Annotated in this window: 21 protein-coding genes; 14 read left to right on the top strand and 7 right to left on the bottom strand. The window is 44.3% G+C overall.

The features are described 5' to 3' along the window. Window positions 1-4 precede the first annotated feature (4 nt). From rsmG to rpmH, 7 genes are all read right to left on the bottom strand, one after another. A complete protein-coding gene (gene rsmG / locus ACH6CZ_RS06085) occupies window positions 5-721 on the bottom strand; it encodes a 16S rRNA (guanine(527)-N(7))-methyltransferase RsmG (protein ID WP_374096543.1) in 717 nt (238 codons plus the stop codon). A 20-nt stretch (window positions 722-741) separates the two neighbouring features. Further along, a complete protein-coding gene (gene mnmG / locus ACH6CZ_RS06080) occupies window positions 742-2,634 on the bottom strand; it encodes a tRNA uridine-5-carboxymethylaminomethyl(34) synthesis enzyme MnmG (RefSeq protein ID WP_374096541.1) in 1,893 nt (630 codons plus the stop codon). Between the two features lie 422 nt (window positions 2,635-3,056). Continuing rightward, complete coding sequence (gene mnmE, locus ACH6CZ_RS06075) at window positions 3,057-4,439, bottom strand: tRNA uridine-5-carboxymethylaminomethyl(34) synthesis GTPase MnmE (RefSeq protein ID WP_374096540.1); 1,383 nt, start codon at window positions 4,437-4,439, stop codon at window positions 3,057-3,059. Window positions 4,440-5,055: 616 nt separating this feature from the next. Next, window positions 5,056-5,676, bottom strand: coding sequence for an RNA-binding cell elongation regulator Jag/EloR (gene jag / locus ACH6CZ_RS06070; RefSeq protein WP_374096539.1), 621 nt, complete (start codon window positions 5,674-5,676; stop codon window positions 5,056-5,058). A 15-nt stretch (window positions 5,677-5,691) separates the two neighbouring features. Beyond that, window positions 5,692-6,456 carry a YidC family membrane integrase SpoIIIJ gene (gene spoIIIJ / locus ACH6CZ_RS06065; protein WP_374096538.1) on the bottom strand — a complete coding sequence of 255 codons (765 nt, stop codon included), beginning with the start codon at window positions 6,454-6,456 and terminating at the stop codon, window positions 5,692-5,694. 85 nt (window positions 6,457-6,541) lie between these two features. Then, window positions 6,542-6,898, bottom strand: a complete 357-nt coding sequence (gene rnpA, locus ACH6CZ_RS06060) for a ribonuclease P protein component (protein WP_374096537.1) — start codon at window positions 6,896-6,898, stop codon at window positions 6,542-6,544. Between the two features lie 72 nt (window positions 6,899-6,970). Continuing rightward, window positions 6,971-7,105, bottom strand: coding sequence for a 50S ribosomal protein L34 (gene rpmH / locus ACH6CZ_RS06055; protein ID WP_082029149.1), 135 nt, complete (start codon window positions 7,103-7,105; stop codon window positions 6,971-6,973). 935 nt (window positions 7,106-8,040) lie between these two features. Here rpmH and dnaA point away from each other — a divergent pair. From dnaA to ACH6CZ_RS05985, 14 genes are all read left to right on the top strand, one after another. Further along, a complete protein-coding gene (gene dnaA / locus ACH6CZ_RS06050; protein WP_374096536.1) occupies window positions 8,041-9,387 on the top strand; it encodes a chromosomal replication initiator protein DnaA in 1,347 nt (448 codons plus the stop codon). Window positions 9,388-9,575: 188 nt separating this feature from the next. Beyond that, window positions 9,576-10,712, top strand: a complete 1,137-nt coding sequence (gene dnaN / locus ACH6CZ_RS06045; protein ID WP_374096535.1) for a DNA polymerase III subunit beta — start codon at window positions 9,576-9,578, stop codon at window positions 10,710-10,712. Window positions 10,713-10,847: 135 nt separating this feature from the next. Then, window positions 10,848-11,069 (top strand): S4 domain-containing protein YaaA, encoded by a 222-nt coding sequence (gene yaaA, locus ACH6CZ_RS06040; RefSeq protein WP_322420520.1) that lies wholly within the window; start codon window positions 10,848-10,850, stop codon window positions 11,067-11,069. 4 nt (window positions 11,070-11,073) lie between these two features. Continuing rightward, the gene (gene recF / locus ACH6CZ_RS06035; RefSeq protein WP_374096534.1) at window positions 11,074-12,198 is read left to right on the top strand and encodes a DNA replication/repair protein RecF; all 1,125 of its coding nucleotides are present in this window, start codon (window positions 11,074-11,076) and stop codon (window positions 12,196-12,198) included. Window positions 12,199-12,204: 6 nt separating this feature from the next. Then, on the top strand, window positions 12,205-12,459 hold the full coding sequence (gene remB, locus ACH6CZ_RS06030) for an extracellular matrix regulator RemB (RefSeq protein WP_374096533.1): 255 nt from the start codon (window positions 12,205-12,207) through the stop codon (window positions 12,457-12,459). Window positions 12,460-12,481: 22 nt separating this feature from the next. Further along, window positions 12,482-14,419, top strand: a complete 1,938-nt coding sequence (gene gyrB / locus ACH6CZ_RS06025; RefSeq protein WP_374096532.1) for a DNA topoisomerase (ATP-hydrolyzing) subunit B — start codon at window positions 12,482-12,484, stop codon at window positions 14,417-14,419. Between the two features lie 266 nt (window positions 14,420-14,685). Beyond that, the gene (gyrA, locus tag ACH6CZ_RS06020) at window positions 14,686-17,181 is read left to right on the top strand and encodes a DNA gyrase subunit A (RefSeq protein ID WP_374096531.1); all 2,496 of its coding nucleotides are present in this window, start codon (window positions 14,686-14,688) and stop codon (window positions 17,179-17,181) included. 94 nt (window positions 17,182-17,275) lie between these two features. Continuing rightward, the gene (locus tag ACH6CZ_RS06015; RefSeq protein ID WP_374096530.1) at window positions 17,276-18,358 is read left to right on the top strand and encodes an HD-GYP domain-containing protein; all 1,083 of its coding nucleotides are present in this window, start codon (window positions 17,276-17,278) and stop codon (window positions 18,356-18,358) included. A gap of 271 nt (window positions 18,359-18,629) precedes the next feature. Next, entirely contained in the window at window positions 18,630-19,154 is a 525-nt protein-coding gene (locus ACH6CZ_RS06010) for a sigma-70 family RNA polymerase sigma factor (protein WP_374096529.1), read from the top strand. Further along, window positions 19,105-19,392, top strand: a complete 288-nt coding sequence (locus tag ACH6CZ_RS06005; protein WP_374096528.1) for a DUF5345 family protein — start codon at window positions 19,105-19,107, stop codon at window positions 19,390-19,392. Before ACH6CZ_RS06010 ends, ACH6CZ_RS06005 begins: the two co-directional genes overlap by 50 nt. Next, window positions 19,385-19,600, top strand: coding sequence for a sigmaY antisigma factor component (locus ACH6CZ_RS06000; protein WP_374096527.1), 216 nt, complete (start codon window positions 19,385-19,387; stop codon window positions 19,598-19,600). The genes ACH6CZ_RS06005 and ACH6CZ_RS06000 overlap by 8 nt, the downstream gene beginning before the upstream one ends. Next, window positions 19,593-19,784, top strand: coding sequence for a PLD nuclease N-terminal domain-containing protein (locus tag ACH6CZ_RS05995; protein ID WP_374096526.1), 192 nt, complete (start codon window positions 19,593-19,595; stop codon window positions 19,782-19,784). Before ACH6CZ_RS06000 ends, ACH6CZ_RS05995 begins: the two co-directional genes overlap by 8 nt. Then, a complete protein-coding gene (locus tag ACH6CZ_RS05990) occupies window positions 19,785-20,681 on the top strand; it encodes an ABC transporter ATP-binding protein (RefSeq protein ID WP_374096525.1) in 897 nt (298 codons plus the stop codon). Continuing rightward, window positions 20,678-21,448 (top strand): ABC transporter permease, encoded by a 771-nt coding sequence (locus ACH6CZ_RS05985; protein WP_374096524.1) that lies wholly within the window; start codon window positions 20,678-20,680, stop codon window positions 21,446-21,448. The genes ACH6CZ_RS05990 and ACH6CZ_RS05985 overlap by 4 nt, the downstream gene beginning before the upstream one ends. Window positions 21,449-21,888 lie beyond the last annotated feature (440 nt).

Genomic DNA, 21,888 nt, shown 5'->3' with positions numbered 1-21,888 from the left:
GCCATTATGAAAGCGGAGATTTATTCGGTGTTCCCGGCTTTCTTGGATATTTCTTCGGTGTAGATTTTACTTTTTCCACGACAATGACAGATCGTTCACTTTCTTCTTCAGGAAGTGTGAACGCATGGACTGCTGTCTTTTTACCGCCAAGAAGCGCAATTGCTTTTTGCCCGGCATCAAGCTCTTCAGCAGCACCTGCACCCTTCATTGCTACAAAGTGTCCACCTGTTTTAGCAAGCGGCAGGCAGAGCTCTGAAAGTACAGACAGTCTTGCCACAGCGCGTGCTGTCACGAGGTCATACTGCTCACGGTGGGCAGCGTTTTTGCCAAACGTCTCCGCACGGTCATGATAAAAGTGTACATCTTCAAGCTTCAGCTCGTCTGCCAAATGATTTAAAAATGTAATCCGCTTATTCAGTGAATCGACAATCGACACATTTAAGTGCGGGAAGCAAATTTTCAGCGGAATACTTGGAAAACCTGCGCCCGCTCCCACATCACAAATGCTCATCGGCTTTGTGAAGTCGAAATAAAATGCGGCTGTGATTGAGTCGTAAAAATGCTTTAAATAGACTTCTTCACGGTCAGTGATCGCTGTTAAATTCATTTTCTCATTCCATTCAACAAGAATTTCATGATACTTTCTGAACTGTTCGAGCTGCTCGTCACTTAACGTGATGCCATTTGCTTTTAGCTGTTCGTAAAACTGCTGTTCTGTCATATTAGTCTCCTTTAGATCATTCAACCGGATACTTTTGCAATTTTACCCTGCTCGATATAGACAAGTAAAATTGAAATATCCGCCGGATTTACACCGGAGATGCGTGATGCCTGGGCAATTGACAGCGGCTGTACCTCGCGCAGCTTCTGTCTCGCTTCTGAAGCAAGCCCTGTAATCGCATCATAATCAATGCCTTCTGGAATTTTTTTATTCTCCATCTTTTTCAGCTTATCCACCTGCTGAAGAGATTTTTCGATATAGCCTTCATATTTCACCTGAATCTCGACCTGTTCTTCTACATCAGCAGGAAGTTCAGTCGCAGCAGGTGACAATGCTTTAATATGATTGTACGTGATTTCCGGTCTTCTTAAAAGGTCTGTTCCGCGAATTCCATCTTTTAAAGCAGAGCTGCCTGCTTCTTCAAGCAATGTTTGTGTTGCTTCATTCGGCTTAATAATGACTTCCTGCAGCCTTTTAATTTCTGCATCGATCAGTTCTTTTTTCAGGTTAAAACGGCTGTAGCGCTCATCTGAAATCAGACCAATCTCGTGACCAACGTCTGTTAATCTTAAATCTGCATTGTCGTGACGCAGAAGCAGACGATATTCAGCACGTGACGTCAGCAGACGGTAAGGCTCATTCGTCCCTTTTGTGACAAGGTCATCAATAAGTACTCCAATGTATGCATCAGAGCGGCTCAGGATGACTTCTTCCTTATCAAACGCACGTCTTGCAGCGTTAATACCGGCCATCAGTCCCTGACCTGCTGCTTCTTCATAACCGGACGTTCCGTTGATCTGACCTGCAGTGTACAGGTTGCGGATCTTTTTCGTCTCAAGCGTCGGCCACAGCTGAGTCGGCACCATTGCATCGTATTCGATTGCGTAGCCTGAACGCATCATCTGCGCGTTTTCAAGACCAGGAATCGTTGAAAGAATCTGCTGCTGTACATCTTCAGGAAGACTTGTAGAAAGACCCTGAACGTAAACTTCTTTCGTATTTCGGCCTTCAGGCTCAAGGAAAATCTGGTGGCGCGGCTTATCATTAAAGCGCACAACTTTATCCTCAATAGAAGGACAGTAACGCGGGCCAGTACCTTTAATCATACCTGAGTACATTGCAGAACGGTGTAAATTATCGTCGATGATCTGGTGTGTTTCTGCGTTTGTATATGTCAGCCAGCAAGGCAGCTGATCTGTAATAAATTCAGTTGTTTCATAGCTGAAGGCACGAGGCGTTTCATCGCCCGGCTGAATTTCAGTTTTCGTGTAATCAATTGTCGAACTGTTTACACGCGGTGGTGTACCTGTTTTAAAACGTACGACATCAAAGCCAAGATCTCTCATATGATCTGCAAGGCCGATTGACGGCTGCTGGTTATTCGGACCACTTGAATATTTCAGGTCGCCGATAATCACTTCACCGCGCAGGAATGTACCTGCTGTGATAATCGTTGTTTTCGCACGGAATGTTGCACCTGTATTTGTAATGACCCCGTGACATTCGCCGTCTTCAATAATCAATTCTTCAACCATTCCCTGAAGAAGCGTCATATTCGGCTCGTCTTCAATTGTTTCCTTCATCATTTGCTGGTAAAGCACCTTATCAGCCTGTGCACGCAGCGCGCGTACGGCAGGTCCTTTTCCAGTATTCAGCATACGCATCTGAATATGCGTCTGGTCAATTGTACGTCCCATCTGACCACCAAGCGCGTCGATTTCACGTACGACAATTCCCTTAGCCGGTCCGCCGACTGAAGGGTTACATGGCATAAATGCCACCATATCAAGATTTATTGTTAACATTAGTGTTTTTGCACCCATTCGCGCAGAAGCAAGACCCGCTTCCACACCCGCGTGACCGGCACCAATGACGATTACATCATAATTTCCTGCCTCAAATTTTTTCACCATGATGATGAATGTCCTCCTTTTTAACTGAACCAGTGCTGCTGATTTCCGCTTCAGGCGGAGGCTTTCCACGCGGCGTGCGCTGAGCCTCCTCACCTACGGTTGCGTGGTCTCAGCTGACACGCTTTTCGCGCCGGAGTCCCCGCCTTACGCTCCAATCAGCTACGTGCAGTTAAATAGATTGCCTATTTAATACTGATTCAGGTAAATATATTTTTAAAATAAACCACCCTTATAAAGTTGGGTCGGTTTGATATCAATTGACTGGTTGGAAGAGAAATTCGCGCTACCCGAAGCGGAAGGCGGCGACTCCAGCAGGAGAAATCGGACAGGTGAGACCCCGCAGGCGAAGCCGAGGAGGCTCACCGCCGATCCTGCGGAAAGCGTCCGCCTGAAGCGCAGGGTAGCAGTTACTATAGTTAATCTTATTTCCCTAGGCAGAATTGCGAGAATAGCTGGTCGATGAGGCTTTCCTGAACGGTATCTCCGATCATTTCGCCTAAGATCTCCCACGTGCGGCGCAGGTCGATCTGCACCATATCAACCGGTGTCCCCATTTCAGCACCCTGAATCGCTTCTTCAATTGCCTGAAGCGCCTGGTGTAGAAGTGCAATGTGGCGGCTGTTTGACACGTATGTGCCGTCACCAAGGTCGACCGAACCGTCAAAGAATAATGAAGCAATCGCTTCTTCAAGCTCATCCACACCCTGTTCTTTTAAAAGAGAGGTCGTGACAAGCTTGTGATCACCTGAAAGCTGCTTCACTTCATCTAAATCAATCGCCCGATCCAAATCCGTTTTATTGACGATTACAATCACGTCCATCCCTGTGACCGCTTCAAACAGTCTGCGATCTTCATCAGACAGCTCTTCGCCATGATTTAAAACGAGCAGAATCAGATCTGCTTCTTTTAATACCTGGCGTGATCGTTCCACCCCGATTCGTTCGACAATATCTTCTGTTTCGCGGATCCCTGCTGTATCAACAAGCTTAAGTGGAACGCCTCTAACATTGACGTATTCTTCAATGACATCGCGTGTTGTACCCGGAATATCCGTGACAATCGCTTTGTTTTCCTGCACGAGACTATTTAATAAGGAAGATTTCCCGACATTCGGTCTGCCGATAATCACGGTTGAGAGGCCTTCACGCAGAATTTTCCCCTGTTCCGATGTTTTCAGCAGCTTCTCCACCTCGTCACGTACATACCTCGATTTTTCCATCATCATATTTAACGTCATTTCCTCGACATCATCATACTCCGGATAATCAATATTTACTTCGACCTGTGCTAAGATCTCTAAAATCTCCTGACGCAGTGACTGTACGAGACGTGACAGTCTTCCCTGCATCTGATTCATTGCGACATTCATCGCACGGTCCGTTTTCGCACGGATCAGATCCATAACCGCTTCTGCCTGAGAAAGGTCAATCCGTCCATTTAAAAAGGCACGCTTTGTGAACTCGCCTGGTTCTGCAAGTCTTGCACCTTCACGCAGCAGCAGCTGAAGCACGCGGTTTACACTGACAACACCGCCGTGACAGTTGATCTCCACCACATCTTCACGGGTAAACGTCTTTGGCCCCTTCATAACGGAAACCATCACTTCTTCGATGGTTTCGTCTGTTTTCGGGTCAACGATATGACCGTAATGAATGGTGTGGGATGGGACAGACTGCAGCTGCTTCCCGCCACTTCTATATACACGGTCAGCAATTGTGAACGCATCATCACCGCTTAACCGTACAATCGCGATCGCGCCTTCACCCATTGGTGTTGAAATTGCTGCAATCGTGTCAAACTCCATAACATGTCACCTCTTTGTACTTTCTCTATACAGTAAGAAGGGCCTTCCAGACAGAAGGCCTCCGTTATATACTCTCTAAATCATTAGAATACCATACTTTTGCATTGAAAAAAAGAAAATCAGTTGGCATTATCCACAATGTATGGTAAAGGAATGTGTTATGCACATGTGGATAAAGTGATTTTTCCGTAATCGTTTCGCTACGTTTCAGGCGGACGCTGTCCGTCACATCCCGCTGGAGTCGCCGCCTTACGCTCCGCTGCACTTAAAATGTAGAAATTAAGATCTTTTACAACCTCTTTTCATCTTAAGAGTGGTTACGTTAAACCTTAAGATTTATATTTTAATTTATTGGAAAATATATTAAATTAATATAAATATGATTATATATTTATAATTAAATTTCGCTATTAAACTTCCTGCACACCAGGTGATTGGAGCGGAAGGGAGCGACTCCTGTGGCAGGAAGGGACAGGTGAGACGGAGCATGGCGAAGCCTGCTGGCTCACCGCTCGGCCACGGAAAGCGTCCCCCTGGAGCGGAAATCACCTGCCATCCTTTTATAAAGTTCATTTACATAAAAAAATCAGCTGCCATCTGACAGCTGATTTTTTATTTAATATTTAGCATTAATTACTAAATATCGGTGGGGCTCACGGCCTTCGGAATGAGTTTCGATATCACGTCTGGAAGACAGTGCGCTGTGAATGATTTTCCGTTCGAAAGACGGCATCGGTTCAAGCTTTACAGGACGTCTTGTGCGAAGTGCCTGTTCTGCTTTGCGTTCAGCCAGCTGACTAAGCGTGGCACGTCGTCTTTCACGGTAATCTTCTGCATCTAACACGATTGTTACAAATTGTTCTGTGTAGCGGTTTGCAATGAGCTGGGCAAGGGTTTGAAGCGCATTAAGCGTTTGACCCCGTTTGCCGATCAGCAGTGCAACTTTTTCACTTTCAAGCAATATTGTCACAACTTTTCCTTCGCGCTGAGCTGAGGTTGCAAGTTGAACGCCCATTTGGCCGGCGATATCCTTTAAGTAGCGTTCGACTTCTTCGATCGCGTCCTTTTTGCGGATCACCTGGACCTTTGCCGGGCGTGATCCCAGCCCGAGAAAACCTTTTTTTCCTTCATCGAGTACTGATATTTCAGCCTGCTCTCTGGAAATACCGAGTTTGACAAGCGCTTCAGAAATAGCGTCTTCTGCAGTAGCGCCAGTCAGCGTGATCTCCTCATTCACATACAGCCCCTCCTATCAAGTTGTGCTATTCACTTCGCTTTTCTTAAATGTACCATTAATAAGTAAAGTCTGCACAATCATAAAGACGTTACCGACTACCCAGTAAAGTGAGAGGGCAGTTGGGAAAATGAAAGCAAATACTGCGATCATCACAGGCATCAGATATAGCATGATCTGCATCTGCGGATTCATACCTGCAGGGTTACCTGCCATCATAATTTTCTGCTGAAGGAACGTTGTTAAACCAGTTACGATCGGCAGAATAAAGTATGGATCTGCTTCTCCCAGATCGAACCATAGGAAATTGTGATTTGCGATTTCTGTCGTTCTGACAATCGCATGATAGAATGCGATCAGAATCGGCATTTGAATCAGTAATGGGAAACAGCCGGCAAGCGGGTTAACGCCGTGCTTTTGGAACATGGCCATTGTTTCCTGCTGAAGCTTTTGCTGCGTTTGAGCATCCTTTGAAGAATACTTCTCACGTAACTTCACCATTTCAGGCTGGATTTCCTGCATACGCTTTGTATTTTTTGTCTGCTTGATCATCAGTGGCAGCAGTACAAAACGAATAAGTAATGTAACAATTACAATCGCGAGACCATAGTTTTCATTAAAAAATTCAGCAATCTGTGTAATCAGCCAAGATAGCGGATATACAAAATAGCTATTCCAAATCCCTTCACTGTCTGATGTGATCGGCTGATCGATTTCCGTACAACCTGCAAGGAAAACAGCTACGACCGCAAACATCATAAAGGGAAAGAGTTTCTTCTTCACGAATATGTTCCTCCCTGTCTTTCTAAAAATTGTTCCTATTCTTATAACCACCCGTTATTGTAACACGTTTAGTCAAATTGAGCCTCTATTTCTTAGAATGTTCACTTTTTAACACGCGTGATTTTTTCATCACGTGCGTCAGTGATTTCTTTGTTTCATGAAAATTTAAATCAGCTGCCGGTTTTCTCGCAATCACGACATAGTCAAAAGAGGGGTCCAGCTCTTGCGAAAGCTCCAGAAACACCTGTCTAATATATCGTTTTACCTGCACACGGGTTACCGCATTACCAACTTTTTTGCTGACAGACATGCCAAGACGAAACATGGCCTGATCCTGCTTTTTCAGACGGTACAGAACAAATTGGCGGTTAGCCATCGATGTTCCTTTTTTAAAGACTGCCTGGAATTCAGGATTTTTCTTGATTCTCTGCTCTTTTCTCATTACCCCACCCACAATTTTCGATATTTTCCCGGTATTTAAGCGAAAAAAGACCACTGAGTGGAATCAGTGGTCTTAAGCAGACAATACTTTACGTCCACGTTGACGGCGACGAGCAAGAACCTTGCGTCCGTTCTTCGTGCTCATGCGTGCGCGGAATCCGTGTACTTTACTTCTTTTACGAGTATTTGGTTGGAATGTACGTTTCATAGTAAGACACCTCCTAAAAAGATCATTTATATCTATGATCAGAACTCTAAACATTCTAAGTCATTATAGCGACGGTCAGTCGTCATTGTCAATGTCTGATTCGTGCAACCACTATATCATAACATCCTATGTGCCTTCGTTCAATAGAAAAATGAAAAAATAATCAAATCCTGTAAGCAGGGGCGCTGGAGATGGGGTGTGCATGGAGGTGACCTTAATAGGAGAGAACATGAGCAGAGATTTTCAGTGTGCGACCTCAAAATGATGAGATCTGACCCCAGAGTCTGCCCCCTCGCATAACTGACCCCAGATTTATCAAAGTGTGACCCGACATTTTCCGAATAAGACCCGAAATCACGCCAATCTGACCTCAATCATCCTAATCGCACTCATCATTATAGTAGAAAGCAGTCAAATCTCTACCTTTTACTTCATCAAAGCCAGGAAGACAATTTCTTTTCCAGCGTCATCTTAAAATAAAATTCTTTATCTATTTCTGAATATCAATCTTTCAAAAATCAAATTCTCTTAATCTGTTAATAACTCTGTACAGCAATTTACATGACGAAAATTTTATCCACAGCGCTTATCGACACCTTTTTCACACGTTCACGCCTTGTGGATAGTTGAATTCCACTTGTTGAAGGGGATGTGGATAAATATGATCAGCCATTGCACTGATTGGTTTTATTTGATATTATAGTTGTGTTTTCACTCTGAATAACTTTTTGACAGATTTATATTATCCACAAATGTGGATAGCCTGTGGATAAACATTTTCACATGCATGTAAAAAGTTGTCCACAGCTGCTGAATATTGTCGATACATCACGAATTCGGCTTTTTTCGTTATTCATGATGATGTATATATATGAATTTTCACTTTCAGGAATACTTTTCTTGAAAAATATTAGGTAGAAGGAGGGGGCATTTAGTTGGAAAACATCACGGATTTGTGGAATCGCGCGTTAGACGATATGGAGAAAAAAGTGAGTAAGCCGAGCTTTGAGACGTGGCTGAAATCGACAAAGGCTTTTTCGCTCCAGCGTGATCTATTAACTGTTACCGCACCAAATGAATTTGCGCGTGACTGGCTTGAAGGAAATTATACGCAGCTGATCTCCGGTGTATTAAAAGAAGTGACCGGTGAAGAGCTCCGCATTAAGTTTATTATTCCTCAAAATCAGAATGATGATGATCTTGATTTTGCCACGCCGCCTAAAAAGCCTGTTGTTAATGACGATCAGCAGGAATGGTCTAAGAGCATGCTGAACCCGAAGTATACGTTTGATACGTTTGTTATCGGATCCGGTAACCGGTTTGCGCATGCTGCATCACTTGCGGTGGCTGAAGCGCCGGCCAAAGCTTATAATCCGCTGTTTATCTACGGGGGCGTTGGACTTGGTAAAACCCACCTGATGCATGCAATTGGTCATTATGTACTTGAGCATAATCCGAATGCGAAGGTCGTTTATTTATCTTCTGAGAAATTTACAAATGAGTTCATTAATTCAATCCGTGATAATAAAGCGGTTGATTTTCGCAATAAATACCGTAATGTAGACGTACTCTTAATAGATGATATTCAATTCCTGGCCGGAAAAGAACAGACGCAAGAGGAATTTTTCCATACTTTTAATACACTTCACGAGGAGAGCAAGCAGATCGTCATCTCCAGTGACCGGCCGCCAAAGGAAATTCCAACACTTGAAGACAGGCTGCGCTCCCGTTTTGAGTGGGGGCTGATTACTGATATCACGCCGCCTGATCTAGAAACCAGAATTGCTATTTTACGCAAAAAAGCAAAAGCTGAAGGACTCGATATTCCAAACGAAGCAATGCTTTATATTGCGAATCAGATAGATTCTAATATTCGTGAGCTTGAAGGGGCGCTGATCCGCGTCGTTGCGTACTCATCTTTAGTCAGCAAAGATATTAATGCGGATCTGACAGCTGAGGCACTCAAGGATATCATGCCAAACTCGAAGCCAAAGGTCATCACGATTATGGACATTCAAAAAACGGTCGGAGAGCATTTCAGCGTGAAGCTTGAAGACTTTAAAGCGAAGAAAAGAACGAAGACGGTTGCTTTCCCGCGCCAGATTGCGATGTACCTTTCAAGAGAGCTGACTGATTTCTCCTTGCCGAAAATCGGTGAGGAGTTTGGCGGGCGTGATCATACAACTGTTATTCATGCGCATGAAAAAATCTCAAAATTGCTTGTAGAAGACGATTCTCTTAAGCATGAAATAAAAGAAATCAAGTCTACACTGCAGAAATAAGTGTGGACAACTGTGGATGACGCGTACATGTCTGAACACATTTTATTCACATGTGGAAAACCTGCATGACAATTCATTAACAGGCTTATCCACATATCCACAGCACCTACTAGTACTATTACTATTTATTTAAAAAATAATTATTATATAACTCGCAGCAGGATGCGAAGAGTTGGAGGCTATATCACATGAAATTTCAGATCCAGCGAGATCGACTGGTTGATGGGGTTAATGACGTCATCAAGGCAGTATCATCAAGAACGGCAATTCCAATTTTAAGCGGCATTAAGATTACTGCGCACGATGAGGGTATTACCCTGACTGGCAGTGATTCAGATATTTCAATTGAATCCTTTATTCCGAAAGAAGAAGATGGCAAAGAGATTGTAAATGTTGAACAGACTGGCGGGATTGTTCTTCAAGCAAAGTTTTTTGAAAGCATTGTTAAAAAGCTGCCGCTAGATACAGTTGAAATTGAAGTGCATTCACATCTTCAGACTGTGATCCGCTCAGGTAAATCAGAGTTCAATCTGAATGGTCAGGATATATCAGAGTATCCAAGACTGCCTGAAATAGAAGAAGACAGTGTGCTGAAAATCCCAACAAACCTTTTAAAGACAATGATCAGACAAACCGTTTTCGCAGTGTCCGCCTCAGAAACACGCCCTATCTTGACAGGTGTAAACTGGACGGTTGAAGATGGTATGCTGAACTGTGTCGCAACAGACAGCCACCGCCTGGCAATGCGTAAAGCGCCGATCAATGGCGGCAACGGTGAACCTTATAAAGCAGTCATTCCAGGGAAGAGTTTAAATGAGCTGAATAAGATCCTTGATGATACTGCGGATGAGACTGAAATTGTTATGACTGAAAACCAGGTACTGTTCCGTGCGAAGCATGTATTATTCTTCTCACGCCTGCTTGAGGGGAACTATCCTGATACGTCACGTCTTGTTCCTTCTGAAAGCAAAACGGAGATGACAATCGGCGGGAAGGATTTCCTTCAGGCGATTGACCGTGCATCTCTCTTGGCAAGAGAAGAAAGAAATAATGTTGTTAAGCTTCATATCAGCGAAGAGGGCGGCGTTCAGATTTCATCTAACACGCCTGAGATCGGAAAAGTTGTGGAGGAAGTACAAAGTGACGCAACGACTGGTGAAGAGCTGACGATTTCGTTCAGTGCGAAATATATGATGGATGCGCTGAAGGTGCTTGAGGGTGCTGAGACGAATATCCAGTTTACGGGTGCGATGAGACCGTTTGTGCTCCGCCCGACTGGTGATGATTCGATTCTGCAGCTGATCACACCTGTGAGAACTTACTAAACATAATCAAAACAGCCGGATTCCTCAGGCAGGAGTCCGGTTTTCGCGCTTTTTAAAGCCTAAGGTATCTTTTGTTTTCAGGGGGTATTTGAGGTAAAATAGAAGGATAAGTCAATGTGGAAAGTAGTGATGAAGATGACTGAAAAAATTACGATTCAAACCGAATATATAACGCTTGGTCAGTTTCTGAAATTAGCAAATGTGATCCAGAGCGGCGGCATGGCAAAATGGTTCTTAGGTGAGCATGATGTATTCATTAATGATGAGCAGGATCAGCGTAGAGGACGCAAGCTGCGTGACGGGGATGAGATCTATATCCCGGAAGTAGGCAAGTATCAAGTAAAATCGGAAGGGTAATTAAATGCACATTGAGCAGCTTACGCTTACGCATTATCGAAATTATGACGGGCTGACATTAAAGTTTGATAACAATGTCAACGTAATCCTAGGAGAAAACGCGCAGGGCAAGACAAACGTCATGGAGTCCATTTATGTCCTGGCGATGGCAAAGTCGCATAGAACGTCAAATGATAAAGATTTAATACAATGGAATGAAGAGTATGCTAAAATAGAAGGTAGAGTGATGAAGCAGCACGGAGCACTTCCCCTTGAACTTGTGATTTCAAAAAAAGGGAAGAAAGCAAAAGTCAATCACCTTGAACAATCAAAACTCAGCCGCTATGTCGGCCATATGAATGTAGTCATGTTTGCGCCCGAAGATCTCCACCTTGTAAAGGGGAGCCCTCAAGTAAGGCGTCGTTTTATTGATATGGAGATTGGCCAGGTGTCAGCTGTGTATTTACATGACAGCAGCCTCTACCAGAAAATACTGCTTCAGCGCAATCACTATCTGAAACAGCTGCAGGCAAGAAAGCAGACAGATCAGACAATGCTTGATGTGTTGACTGACCAGTTTGTTGAGATGGCTGCTAAAATTGTCGTGCGCCGTTTTCAATATTTAAAGCTTTTGCAGGAATGGGCAGAACCAATTCACAAAGGAATCTCACGGGGGCTTGAAACACTTGAAGTGGTGTACAAGCCGTCTGTACAGGTAACAGCTGAGCAACGACAGCAGGAGGTCGAAGAAGTCTTCCGTGAAAAGCTTGCTTCAGTCCGTCAAAGAGAGATTGAGCGGGGCGTTACCCTTGCAGGACCACACCGTGATGATCTTCAGTTTTTAGTGAACGGACATGATGTCCAGACATTCGGCTCGCAGGGTCAGCAGCGGACCACCGCGCTATCAATCAAGTTAGCCGAGATTGAATTGATCCATGCGGAGATTGGTGAATATCCGATTTTACTTTTGGATGATGTGCTTTCCGAACTGGATGATTACAGACAGTCCCATTTACTGAATACAATCCAGGGTAAAGTCCAAACCTTTGTGACAACCACAAGTGTGGAAGGGATTGACCATCAGACACTGAATGAGGCGACAACCTTTGTTGTCGAAGACGGTGTGATGAAAAAAACTGAAGGGGGCTGACCCTAGATGTACGTGCATATCGGGGAAGACGCAATGGTTAGAATGAATGATATCGTGGCGATCATGGATGTACAGGCAGCAGACGACTCGCTCATTATGGAGCAGTTCATGAAAGATAACGAAAACGGCATCGTTGATCTCTGTCAGTCAGCCTGTAAATCAATCGTTATCACTGATTTCAAAGTTTATTTATCCCCATTGTCTTCAGCAACCTTGAAAAAAAGAGCAGGAAAAATGAGCAGGCCCTTTGGCCGTAAGTAATAGAAAGTGCAGGTGAGATTGCGTGGCAACTGAAGATACAAACATCCAGGCCTATGATGAGAATCAGATCCAGGTGCTTGAAGGTCTTGAAGCGGTAAGAAAGCGTCCGGGTATGTATATCGGATCAACTGCTGCAAGAGGACTCCACCACCTGGTGTGGGAAATCGTTGATAATAGTATTGATGAAGCATTAGCAGGCCACTGTGACACAATTTCAATCAGAATCACAGAAGATAATTGGATTGAAGTTGAAGATAACGGACGCGGCATTCCGGTTGGTACCCATGAAAAAATGGGCCGTCCGGCTGTTGAAGTGATCATGACTGTGTTGCACGCCGGAGGTAAATTCGGCGGTGGCGGATATAAAGTTTCAGGTGGACTTCACGGCGTTGGGGCTTCGGTCGTTAACGCATTATCTGAAGAGCTTCAGGTATACGTACACCGTGATGGCAACGTTTATCACCAGACTTACAAACAGGGTGTTCCCCAGTTTGATCTGAAAGTGATCGGTGAGACTGACCATACAGGAACGATTACACGCTTTAAAGCGGATCCTGAAATTTTCACCGAAACGACTGAATACGATTTTGATACGCTTGCAAACCGTGTAAGAGAGCTTGCTTTCTTAAACCGCGGTCTTGCACTTGAAATAGAAGATCAGCGCGAGCAGGATGAGGATGGCAATAATATTCTCAAGCGTTTTCACTATGAAGGCGGAATTAAGTCATATGTTGAACACTTAAACCGTTCAAAAGAAGTGATTCATCCTGAGCCTGTGTTTATTGAAGGAGAAAAAGATGGTATTTCAATTGAAATCTCCATGCAATACAACCAGGGCTTTGCGAGCAATATTTATTCTTTTGCCAACAACATTAACACGTACGAGGGCGGAACGCATGAATCAGGTTTCAGAACAGCCCTGACGCGTGTGATTAATAACTATGCAGCGCGCAACAACCTGCTGAAGGATGCTGATGGCAACCTTTCAGGTGAAGACGTGCGTGAAGGTCTGACAGCGATTGTCTCCATCAAGCACCCTGATCCTCAGTTTGAAGGTCAGACGAAGACAAAGCTTGGTAACTCAGAAGCAAGAACGATTACAGACCAGCTGTTTTCAGAGCACTTTACAAAGTTCATGATGGAGAACCCTCAGGTTGCCCGTCAGATCGTTGATAAAGGGTCAATGGCAGCACGTGCCCGCCTCGCAGCGAAAAAAGCACGTGAGCTGACGCGAAGAAAGAGTGCCCTTGAAGTATCAAGTCTGCCTGGTAAGCTAGCTGACTGTTCTTCAAGAGATCCTCATATCAGTGAAATCTATGTAGTTGAGGGTGACTCTGCCGGCGGTTCAGCCAAGCAGGGCCGTGACCGTCACTTCCAGGCGATCCTGCCACTGCGCGGGAAGATCATTAACGTTGAAAAAGCGCGTCTGGATAAAATTTTATCAAACAATGAAATCCGTGCCATTATTACGGCACTTGGAACAGGAATCGGCGAGGACTTTGATATTTCAAAAGCCCGTTATCATAAAGTTGTCATCATGACAGATGCCGATGTCGATGGTGCGCACATCCGTACGCTCCTGTTGACATTCCTATACCGCTATATGCGTCCAATTATCGAGGCAGGCTATATTTATATTGCCCAGCCGCCGCTTTATAAAATCACGCAGGGTAAAACAGTCCGTTATGCCTATACTGATCGTGAAATGAATCGCATCCTTTCAGAAATGTCACCAACACCAAAGCCCGGGCTTCAGCGCTATAAGGGTCTAGGAGAGATGAACCCTGAGCAGCTGTGGGAAACAACAATGGACCCTGAATCACGTACAATGCTTCAGGTCAGTCTTGAAGATGCGATTGAAGCAGATGAAACATTCGAAATTCTGATGGGCGACAAAGTAGAGCCGCGCAGAATGTTTATCGAAGAAAACGCTGCATACGTAAAAAATCTGGACGTATAACCTTTATAAATGCGGAGGGATAGGCTGTCCTATCCCTTCTTCCATTTCGTTTTGTAAAGATAGACATTGATCTGGCACAGCTGATGATTGGAGCGCAAGGCGGTGACTCCTGCGGCAGGAAGGGACAGGTGAGACTAAGCATGGCGAAGCCTGCTGGCTCACCGCCCGGCCGCGGAAAGCATCCGCCTGAAGCGGAAATCAGAAGCCATCTTTACAGAGCCCATCTTTAGAACAGAGTAATTGCTGGAATAGGAGGTTTTTCTGTTATGGCTGAAACGCCGAGTTCGAATGTTCACGAAATCAATATAAGTCAGGAAATGCGTACCTCATTTATGGATTACGCAATGAGCGTAATCGTATCACGTGCCCTTCCTGATGTAAGAGACGGCTTAAAACCGGTTCACCGTCGTATCCTGTATGCGATGAATGACCTTGGGATGACGTCTGATAAAGCATTTAAAAAATCTGCCCGTATCGTCGGTGAAGTGATCGGTAAGTACCACCCGCACGGTGACTCTGCTGTATATGACACGATGGTACGTATGGCGCAGGATTTCAGCTATCGCTACATGCTCGTTGACGGTCACGGAAACTTCGGTTCAGTAGACGGTGACGCTGCAGCTGCGATGCGTTACACAGAAGCAAGAATGTCGAAGATTTCAATGGAAATTCTTCGTGATATTAATAAAGATACAATCGACTACCGTGATAACTATGATGGATCAGAACGCGAACCAGTCGTTTTGCCATCACGTTTTCCGAACCTCCTTGTGAACGGTTCAAGCGGTATCGCAGTCGGAATGGCGACAAACATTCCACCTCATCAGCTTGGAGAAGTCATCGACGGCCTCCTTGCATTCAGTGAGCATCCTGAAATTACAATTGGCGAGCTGATGGACTATATTCCGGGACCGGATTTCCCGACAGGTGCTTTGATTCTTGGCCGCAGCGGAATCCGTCGTGCTTATGAAACAGGACGCGGATCAGTTGTTCAGCGTGCGAAGGTTGAAATCGAGCAGAAAGCCAATGGCCGTGAAACGATTCTTGTTCATGAGCTGCCTTATCAGGTTAATAAAGCAAAACTGATTGAAAAAATCGCTGAGCTTGTACGTGATAAGAAAATTGACGGCATTACAGATCTTCGTGATGAGTCTGACCGTAACGGTATGCGTATTGTCATTGAAGTCCGCCGTGATGCCAATGCCAATGTGCTGTTAAACAACCTTTACAAGCAGACGGCACTTCAGACAAGCTTCGGTATTAATATGCTTGCGCTTGTTGATGGTCATCCGAAGGTGCTGAATCTGAAGGAAGCCCTTCACCATTACTTAGAGCACCAGAAAGTCGTCATCCGCCGCAGAACTGAATTCGAACTGCGTAAAGCGGAAGCACGTGCACATATCCTAGAAGGTCTGCGTATTGCGCTTGATCATATTGATGAAATCATTGCGCTGATCCGCGGTTCTGAAACGACTGATATTGCCCGTGAAGGACTAATGACGCAGTTCAGTCTGTCTGAAAAGCAGGCACAGGCGATTCTTGATATGCGTCTACAGCGTCTGACAGGACTTGAGCGTGACAAGATTGAAGAAGAGTATCAGGGGCTTGTCGCACTGATCAAAGATCTGAAAGAAATCCTTGCGAATGAATCACGCGTGCTTGAAATCATCCGTGAAGAGCTGCTTGAACTAAAAGAGCGCTTTAACGATGAACGTCGTACTGAAATTACAGTAGGCGGAGCGGAAATGATTGAAGATGAGGATCTCATCCCACAGGAAAATCTGATTGTAACCCTTACACATAACGGCTACATTAAGCGACTTCCTGCTTCAACATACCGCACTCAAAAACGTGGCGGAAGAGGGATTCAGGGAATGGGTACAAATGAAGATGACTTTGTAGAACATCTGCTGACGACTTCAACCCATGACACGATTCTCTTCTTTACGAATAAAGGGAAAGTCTACCGTGCAAAAGGGTATGAGATTCCTGAGTTCAGCCGTACAGCTAAAGGATTGCCACTTGTGAATCTGCTTGAAGTGGATAAAGACGAAGTCGTTAACGCGATGATCCGTGTGGAAGAGTTCGATGAAGATTCTTACTTCTTCTTCACGACAAAGCGCGGTGTCTCTAAGCGTACACCTGCAAGTGACTTTGCGAATATCCGTAATAACGGTCTGATTGCAATTAACCTTCGCGATGATGATGAGCTGATTTCTGTGAAATATACAGACGGTAACCGTGAAATCATTATCGGAACGAAAAATGGTCTGATGATCCGTTTCCCTGAAACAGATATAAGATCAATGGGGCGTACTGCAGGCGGTGTACGTGGAATCAGGCTCAATGAAGATGATATTGTTGTCGGAATGGAAATTCTTGATGAAGGTAACGATATCTTGGTTGTGACTGAAAAAGGATACGGAAAACGCACGCCTGAAGAAGAATACCGCGTCCAGTCAAGAGGCGGTAAAGGGATTAAGACGTGTAACATCACTGAGAAAAACGGTCGCCTGGTCGCAGTGAAAGCCGTAAATGGAGAAGAGGATATCATGCTGATTACAGCACATGGTGTACTGATCCGTATGGATGTTGCAGGTATTTCACAAACTGGCAGAAGTACGCAGGGTGTGAAGCTGATCCGTCTTGGAGACGATGAGCATGTTGCTACCGTAACCCGTATTGAAAAAGAAGATGAACTTGATGAAGAAATAGAAGGTCAGGAAGCAACAGAAACGCTGCCGGCTGACACAGAAGAATAATTTTTATGGAGAAAGCAGGAAAAAAACACCTGCTTTCTTTTTTTTATGTGATAAAATGATAAAAAAGAACTAGTCGTCAGGAGGTGTGTTGCCAGTGAAAGTAAATGTGCAGGACTTAATAGAAGGCTGCCGTGTTGCAGAAGATATCATGGGTCTTACGACATATCCGATTATCAAAAAGGGAACAGAGCTTGGTCCGATTCATTTTGAAGCATTGAAAGCATTTAACATTCAGCAGGTTGAAATTTTCTCGAAACTTGCTGATGGCACTCAGGCAGAAGTAGACCCGGTCCGTGAAGAAGCTGGAGGCGCATCAGTCATATCTGAAGATCCCCCGCTTCAAAAACAGTACATGGAATTGATCCACTATTATAAAGATGTCTTCAATAATTGGCAGTCAGGCGGAAAAGTAGACATTGTCGCATTGAAAAGCAGATTAATGCCTCTGTTGCGCCAGGCGGCAAAAGACGAAAATATCATCTATCAATTGCACGGCTGGTCTCAAGCAAAATACTATATTGCACATCACTCCGTTTCAACAGCGATTATCAGCTATCTGCTTGCGAAAAAAGCGGGTTATGATCAGGGAGGGTGTATCCAGCTTGCTGTATCAGGGATTTTAACAGATACCGGTATGGCTAAAATGCCAATGTCTATTTTGAAAAAATCAGGGGCACTTACACAGGATGAAGCAAAAGAAATTAGAAAACATCCTTTGTACAGCTACCAGTATGTGATGGACAGCCCGCTGTTAAGAAATGAGATGAAAGCAGCCATTCTCCAGCATCATGAACGTCTTGACGGGAGCGGTTATCCAAAAGGCAGCAGAGGAAAAGAGATTTCGAAATCCTCTCAGGTGCTTGCGTTAGCAGATGTCTTCCACGCCATGACTTCAGCGCGTCTTTATCGAGCTAAAAAATCACCGTTTAAAGCGCTTGAATTGATCTGGGAGGACGAAATGGGCAAGTTTGACATTGCGCTGTTAAGAGCACTACAGGAAATGGTAGGAGGTCTTGCAACGGGTACACGCGTGATTTTATCTGACGACCGTCCAGCCGAAGTGATCTTCACACAGCCTCAGCATCTGCTTAGACCGATGGTGAAATTAGCGGATTCAGGAGAGATGATTGATCTCACAAAGGAAAGAAAGTTATATATTGAACAGGTTATTTCTTAATTGAAATAGCCTTTTTTGTATGGCCACTTATAAAGGGGGCTGCAGATCTCCGTTTCAGGCGGACGCTTTCCGGACGGTGGTCGCTGAGCCTCCTCATCTTCGGTTGCGGGGTCTCAGCTGTCTCACCGCCGTCCCCGCGGAAAGCGTCCGCCTGAAGCGCAGCGAAACGATTTCGATAGATAAGTCCTTTTAATAAAAAAATTTATGTTCATTTGAACAAAATGAACAACTTAAACGTATAAGCAATAGATCAAAGAAAAGGAGGGGCGGTATGAGCAGGGATTGTACGGAGCAGCTCAGTGAATGGCTGCATGACAACTATTCATTTTTATATGCCTATGCCTTAAAGCTGACACTGCATCCCGCTGAAGCGGAAGATCTTGCCCAGGATACAGTCATCCGCTGTATTGAACGCTTCTCACAGTACCGCCCTGAGAAAGCCTCCTTTTCAACGTGGATGATCCAGATCGCGACGAACCTGTGGCTTGATAAGAAACGTAGGAAAAAGCGGGAGCAGGCTTATCTGAATAAACAGCAGCTTGAATGGCATCTGGGTGATGAGCTTGGCATTGAGGTAGCTGAAGCACTGAGGACATTAAAAGACCATCACCGCATTCCTGTCATTCTTAAATATACTTACGGTTATTCCTATGAGGAAATTGCGAAGATTTGCGGAGTGTCAACGGGAACGATTAAATCCAGACTGCACCATGCAATGGCAAACTTAAGAAAGGAGCTGGGAGAAGATGAAAGACAAAACGGAAGAAAAACTGATCAAAGGTCTTCAGGCGTTTGACCGGCTGGAAAAATCACCGCCGCCACGTGAATCCTTCAATCTGATGATCACTGATATCAGACAGCGTCAAAAACGTGAATTAATCTGGTTTTTAGTAGCAGCGCTTCTGATTGTCTCATTGACCGTATTAGTGCTGATCAATGAGCCTGTGTTATATGCTGCAGGTCAGCTTCTATTCTTAATGGTTGCAGGTGTTGTGTTATATGTAAGGAAAATCATGGTGAAGCAGCATGAATGAAGTGAACCCACTGCTTTTTATATTCATCGTTTGTATCCTGATTGCACAAAGCACGTTTTTGTTTACTGACGCGAGAAAAAGGGGGCATGCCAAATGGTTCTGGGGCATCTGGGGTATGATTCAGACGCCAGTGCCGCTGTTGTTTTACCTTCTGTGGTCGCGCGTATTGAAATCATATATACAAAAAAGGAGAGAAGAAAATGGATGATTTAAACTTTGCCATTATTGCACCACTGGCATTTATCAATATTGTTTTAGCGGTTATAGCGCTCATCGATTTATTTAAAAGACCGTCTGTGAATGGACCGAAATGGGTCTGGGCTTTAATCATTGTGATCATTAATATGATTGGTCCAATCCTGTATTTTGTGTTCGGCAGAAGGGATACGTAAATGATTACTGTAAAAGATCTGACGAAGACATTCGGCTCATTTACAGCAGTTGATCAGCTCTCATTCAGTTTAGCGACTGGCAGAACGACAGCTCTTGTTGGTCCAAATGGAGCAGGGAAAACAACTGCACTTCATATGATCAGCGGATTATCAACACCAACTGCAGGCAAGATTGAATTCGAAGCACCTGTCGCAGATCAAAGGCAGCAGATTGGATTTCTTCCGCAGTATCCATCTTTTTTTAACTGGATGACAGCTAAAGAATATCTCGTCTTAGCGGGAAGACTCGGGAAGAAAACAAAACAGGAAACGACCAAAAAAGCGGATGAACTGCTTGAAAGAGTCGGACTTGCTGAGCACGCCGGTAAAAAAATCGGAGGATTTTCAGGAGGAATGAAGCAGCGGTTAGGCATCGCACAGGCACTGATCCACAGTCCGAAGATTCTTCTGCTCGACGAACCTGTATCAGCACTGGATCCGGCTGGAAGAAAAGAAGTCATGACGCTGTTAAAAGAACTAAAAAAAGAAGTGACCATTCTTTATTCCACGCATGTCCTCCATGATGCACAGGTATTATGTGATGATGTCCTGATGATGAATAAAGGAAAGAAAGTACTGTTTGATTCAATTGATCGCGTTTATTTGCAATATGAACGTCCTGAGATGTTGATGCGCGCTGATCAGTCTCTTATTGAGTGGGGAAAAGCATTTAGCGAGCGCCATTCTGATCTAATAATAGAAGTAAATGAAAATACAGCAGTGATCAAAGGAAAGGAAACGGCTGAACTGCGGACAATCATTCTTGAGGAAGCATTGACCCACCAGCTGCCTCTGCGTTCACTTGAAATCGGTACAGCTTCACTTGAAGACGTCTTCCATGAGGTGATGAAAAAATGAGCGTGCTATTCAAAAAAGAACTGCTGGAAATGGCAAGAAGCTATAAATGGATCTGGATGCCACTTGTTTTTATCGCACTCGGCATCATGCAGCCACTGACCAGCTTTTATCTTCCTGATATCCTTGAAGAGTTTGGCGGATTGCCTGAAGGTGCTGTATTTGAAATTCCACTGCCCGGCTCCGAGCAGGTATTTGCAGAAACACTTGGGCAATTCTCGCAGATTGGTGTATTTGTCATTGTCCTTGCACTCATGGGGTCACTGGCAGGAGAGCGTTCAAGTGGGACGGCTGTCATGATTCTCGCCAAACCTGTTTCCCACGCCAGCTACTTTTTAGCGAAATGGGCAGCGGGCGTACTGATTACATTTGTTTCTTACCTGGCAGGGGCGGGTGCAGCACTTTACTATATCTATTTATTATTTAACCCAATTGAATTTCAACTGATTCTGCTATCTTCATTATTTTATATCCTGTGGCTGTTATTCACTGTCACACTGGTACTGTTTACAAGTACCCTTTTAAAAAGAAGTGCTGCAGTGGCAGGAGCATCGCTTGTTCTTTTAATGATCCTGGCAATTGCTTCTTCAATTTTTGTAGAACCAATGATGTGGACGCCCGGTCATTTACTTGAATTGTCTAATCTGGCCATACAGGATGAAACGCTGAATGGTTTATGGAAGTCCGTAATCAGCACTCTCATTGTATGTATAGCGATGATCAGAGGGGCAATTGCGTATTTAAAAAGAAGAGAATGGGTGCAGGGATAGCGTACAGCGACTGACAGATGTCAGGCGCTTTTTTCTTGTTTTGGACGATGCAGAAATTGTGGTAAATAATCTAAATTAATAGTCTTTTTCAAAAGTCTTGCGTTTATGCAAAGTTCCATGATATATTATTCCTCGTTGCTTCGACAACGCAGCACACAATCAAATTACACATGAATAAACAGCGAAAAACTTTTTTAAAAAAGTGATTGACTTAAAACGCTGAAAGATGTTATGATAGATTGGTCGCTTGAGAGAGCAACACCGCATTCCTTCTTATAAAGAAGTGAAGCGGAAAGAAACATTTGAACCTTGAAAACTAAACAACCAAACGTCAACGTTTAAGATTTTAAGTCTTTTTCGAATAAAAAAGACAATGAGCTTTTCAAACACTTTACGGAGAGTTTGATCCTGGCTCAGGACGAACGCTGGCGGCGTGCCTA

Source organism: Jeotgalibacillus sp. JSM ZJ347, from assembly GCF_044383825.1.
Classification (GTDB): Bacteria; Bacillota; Bacilli; order Bacillales; family Jeotgalibacillaceae; genus Jeotgalibacillus.
The sequence above is the reverse complement of the archived record's forward strand: the minus strand, read 5'-3'. Positions and strand labels throughout refer to the sequence as shown.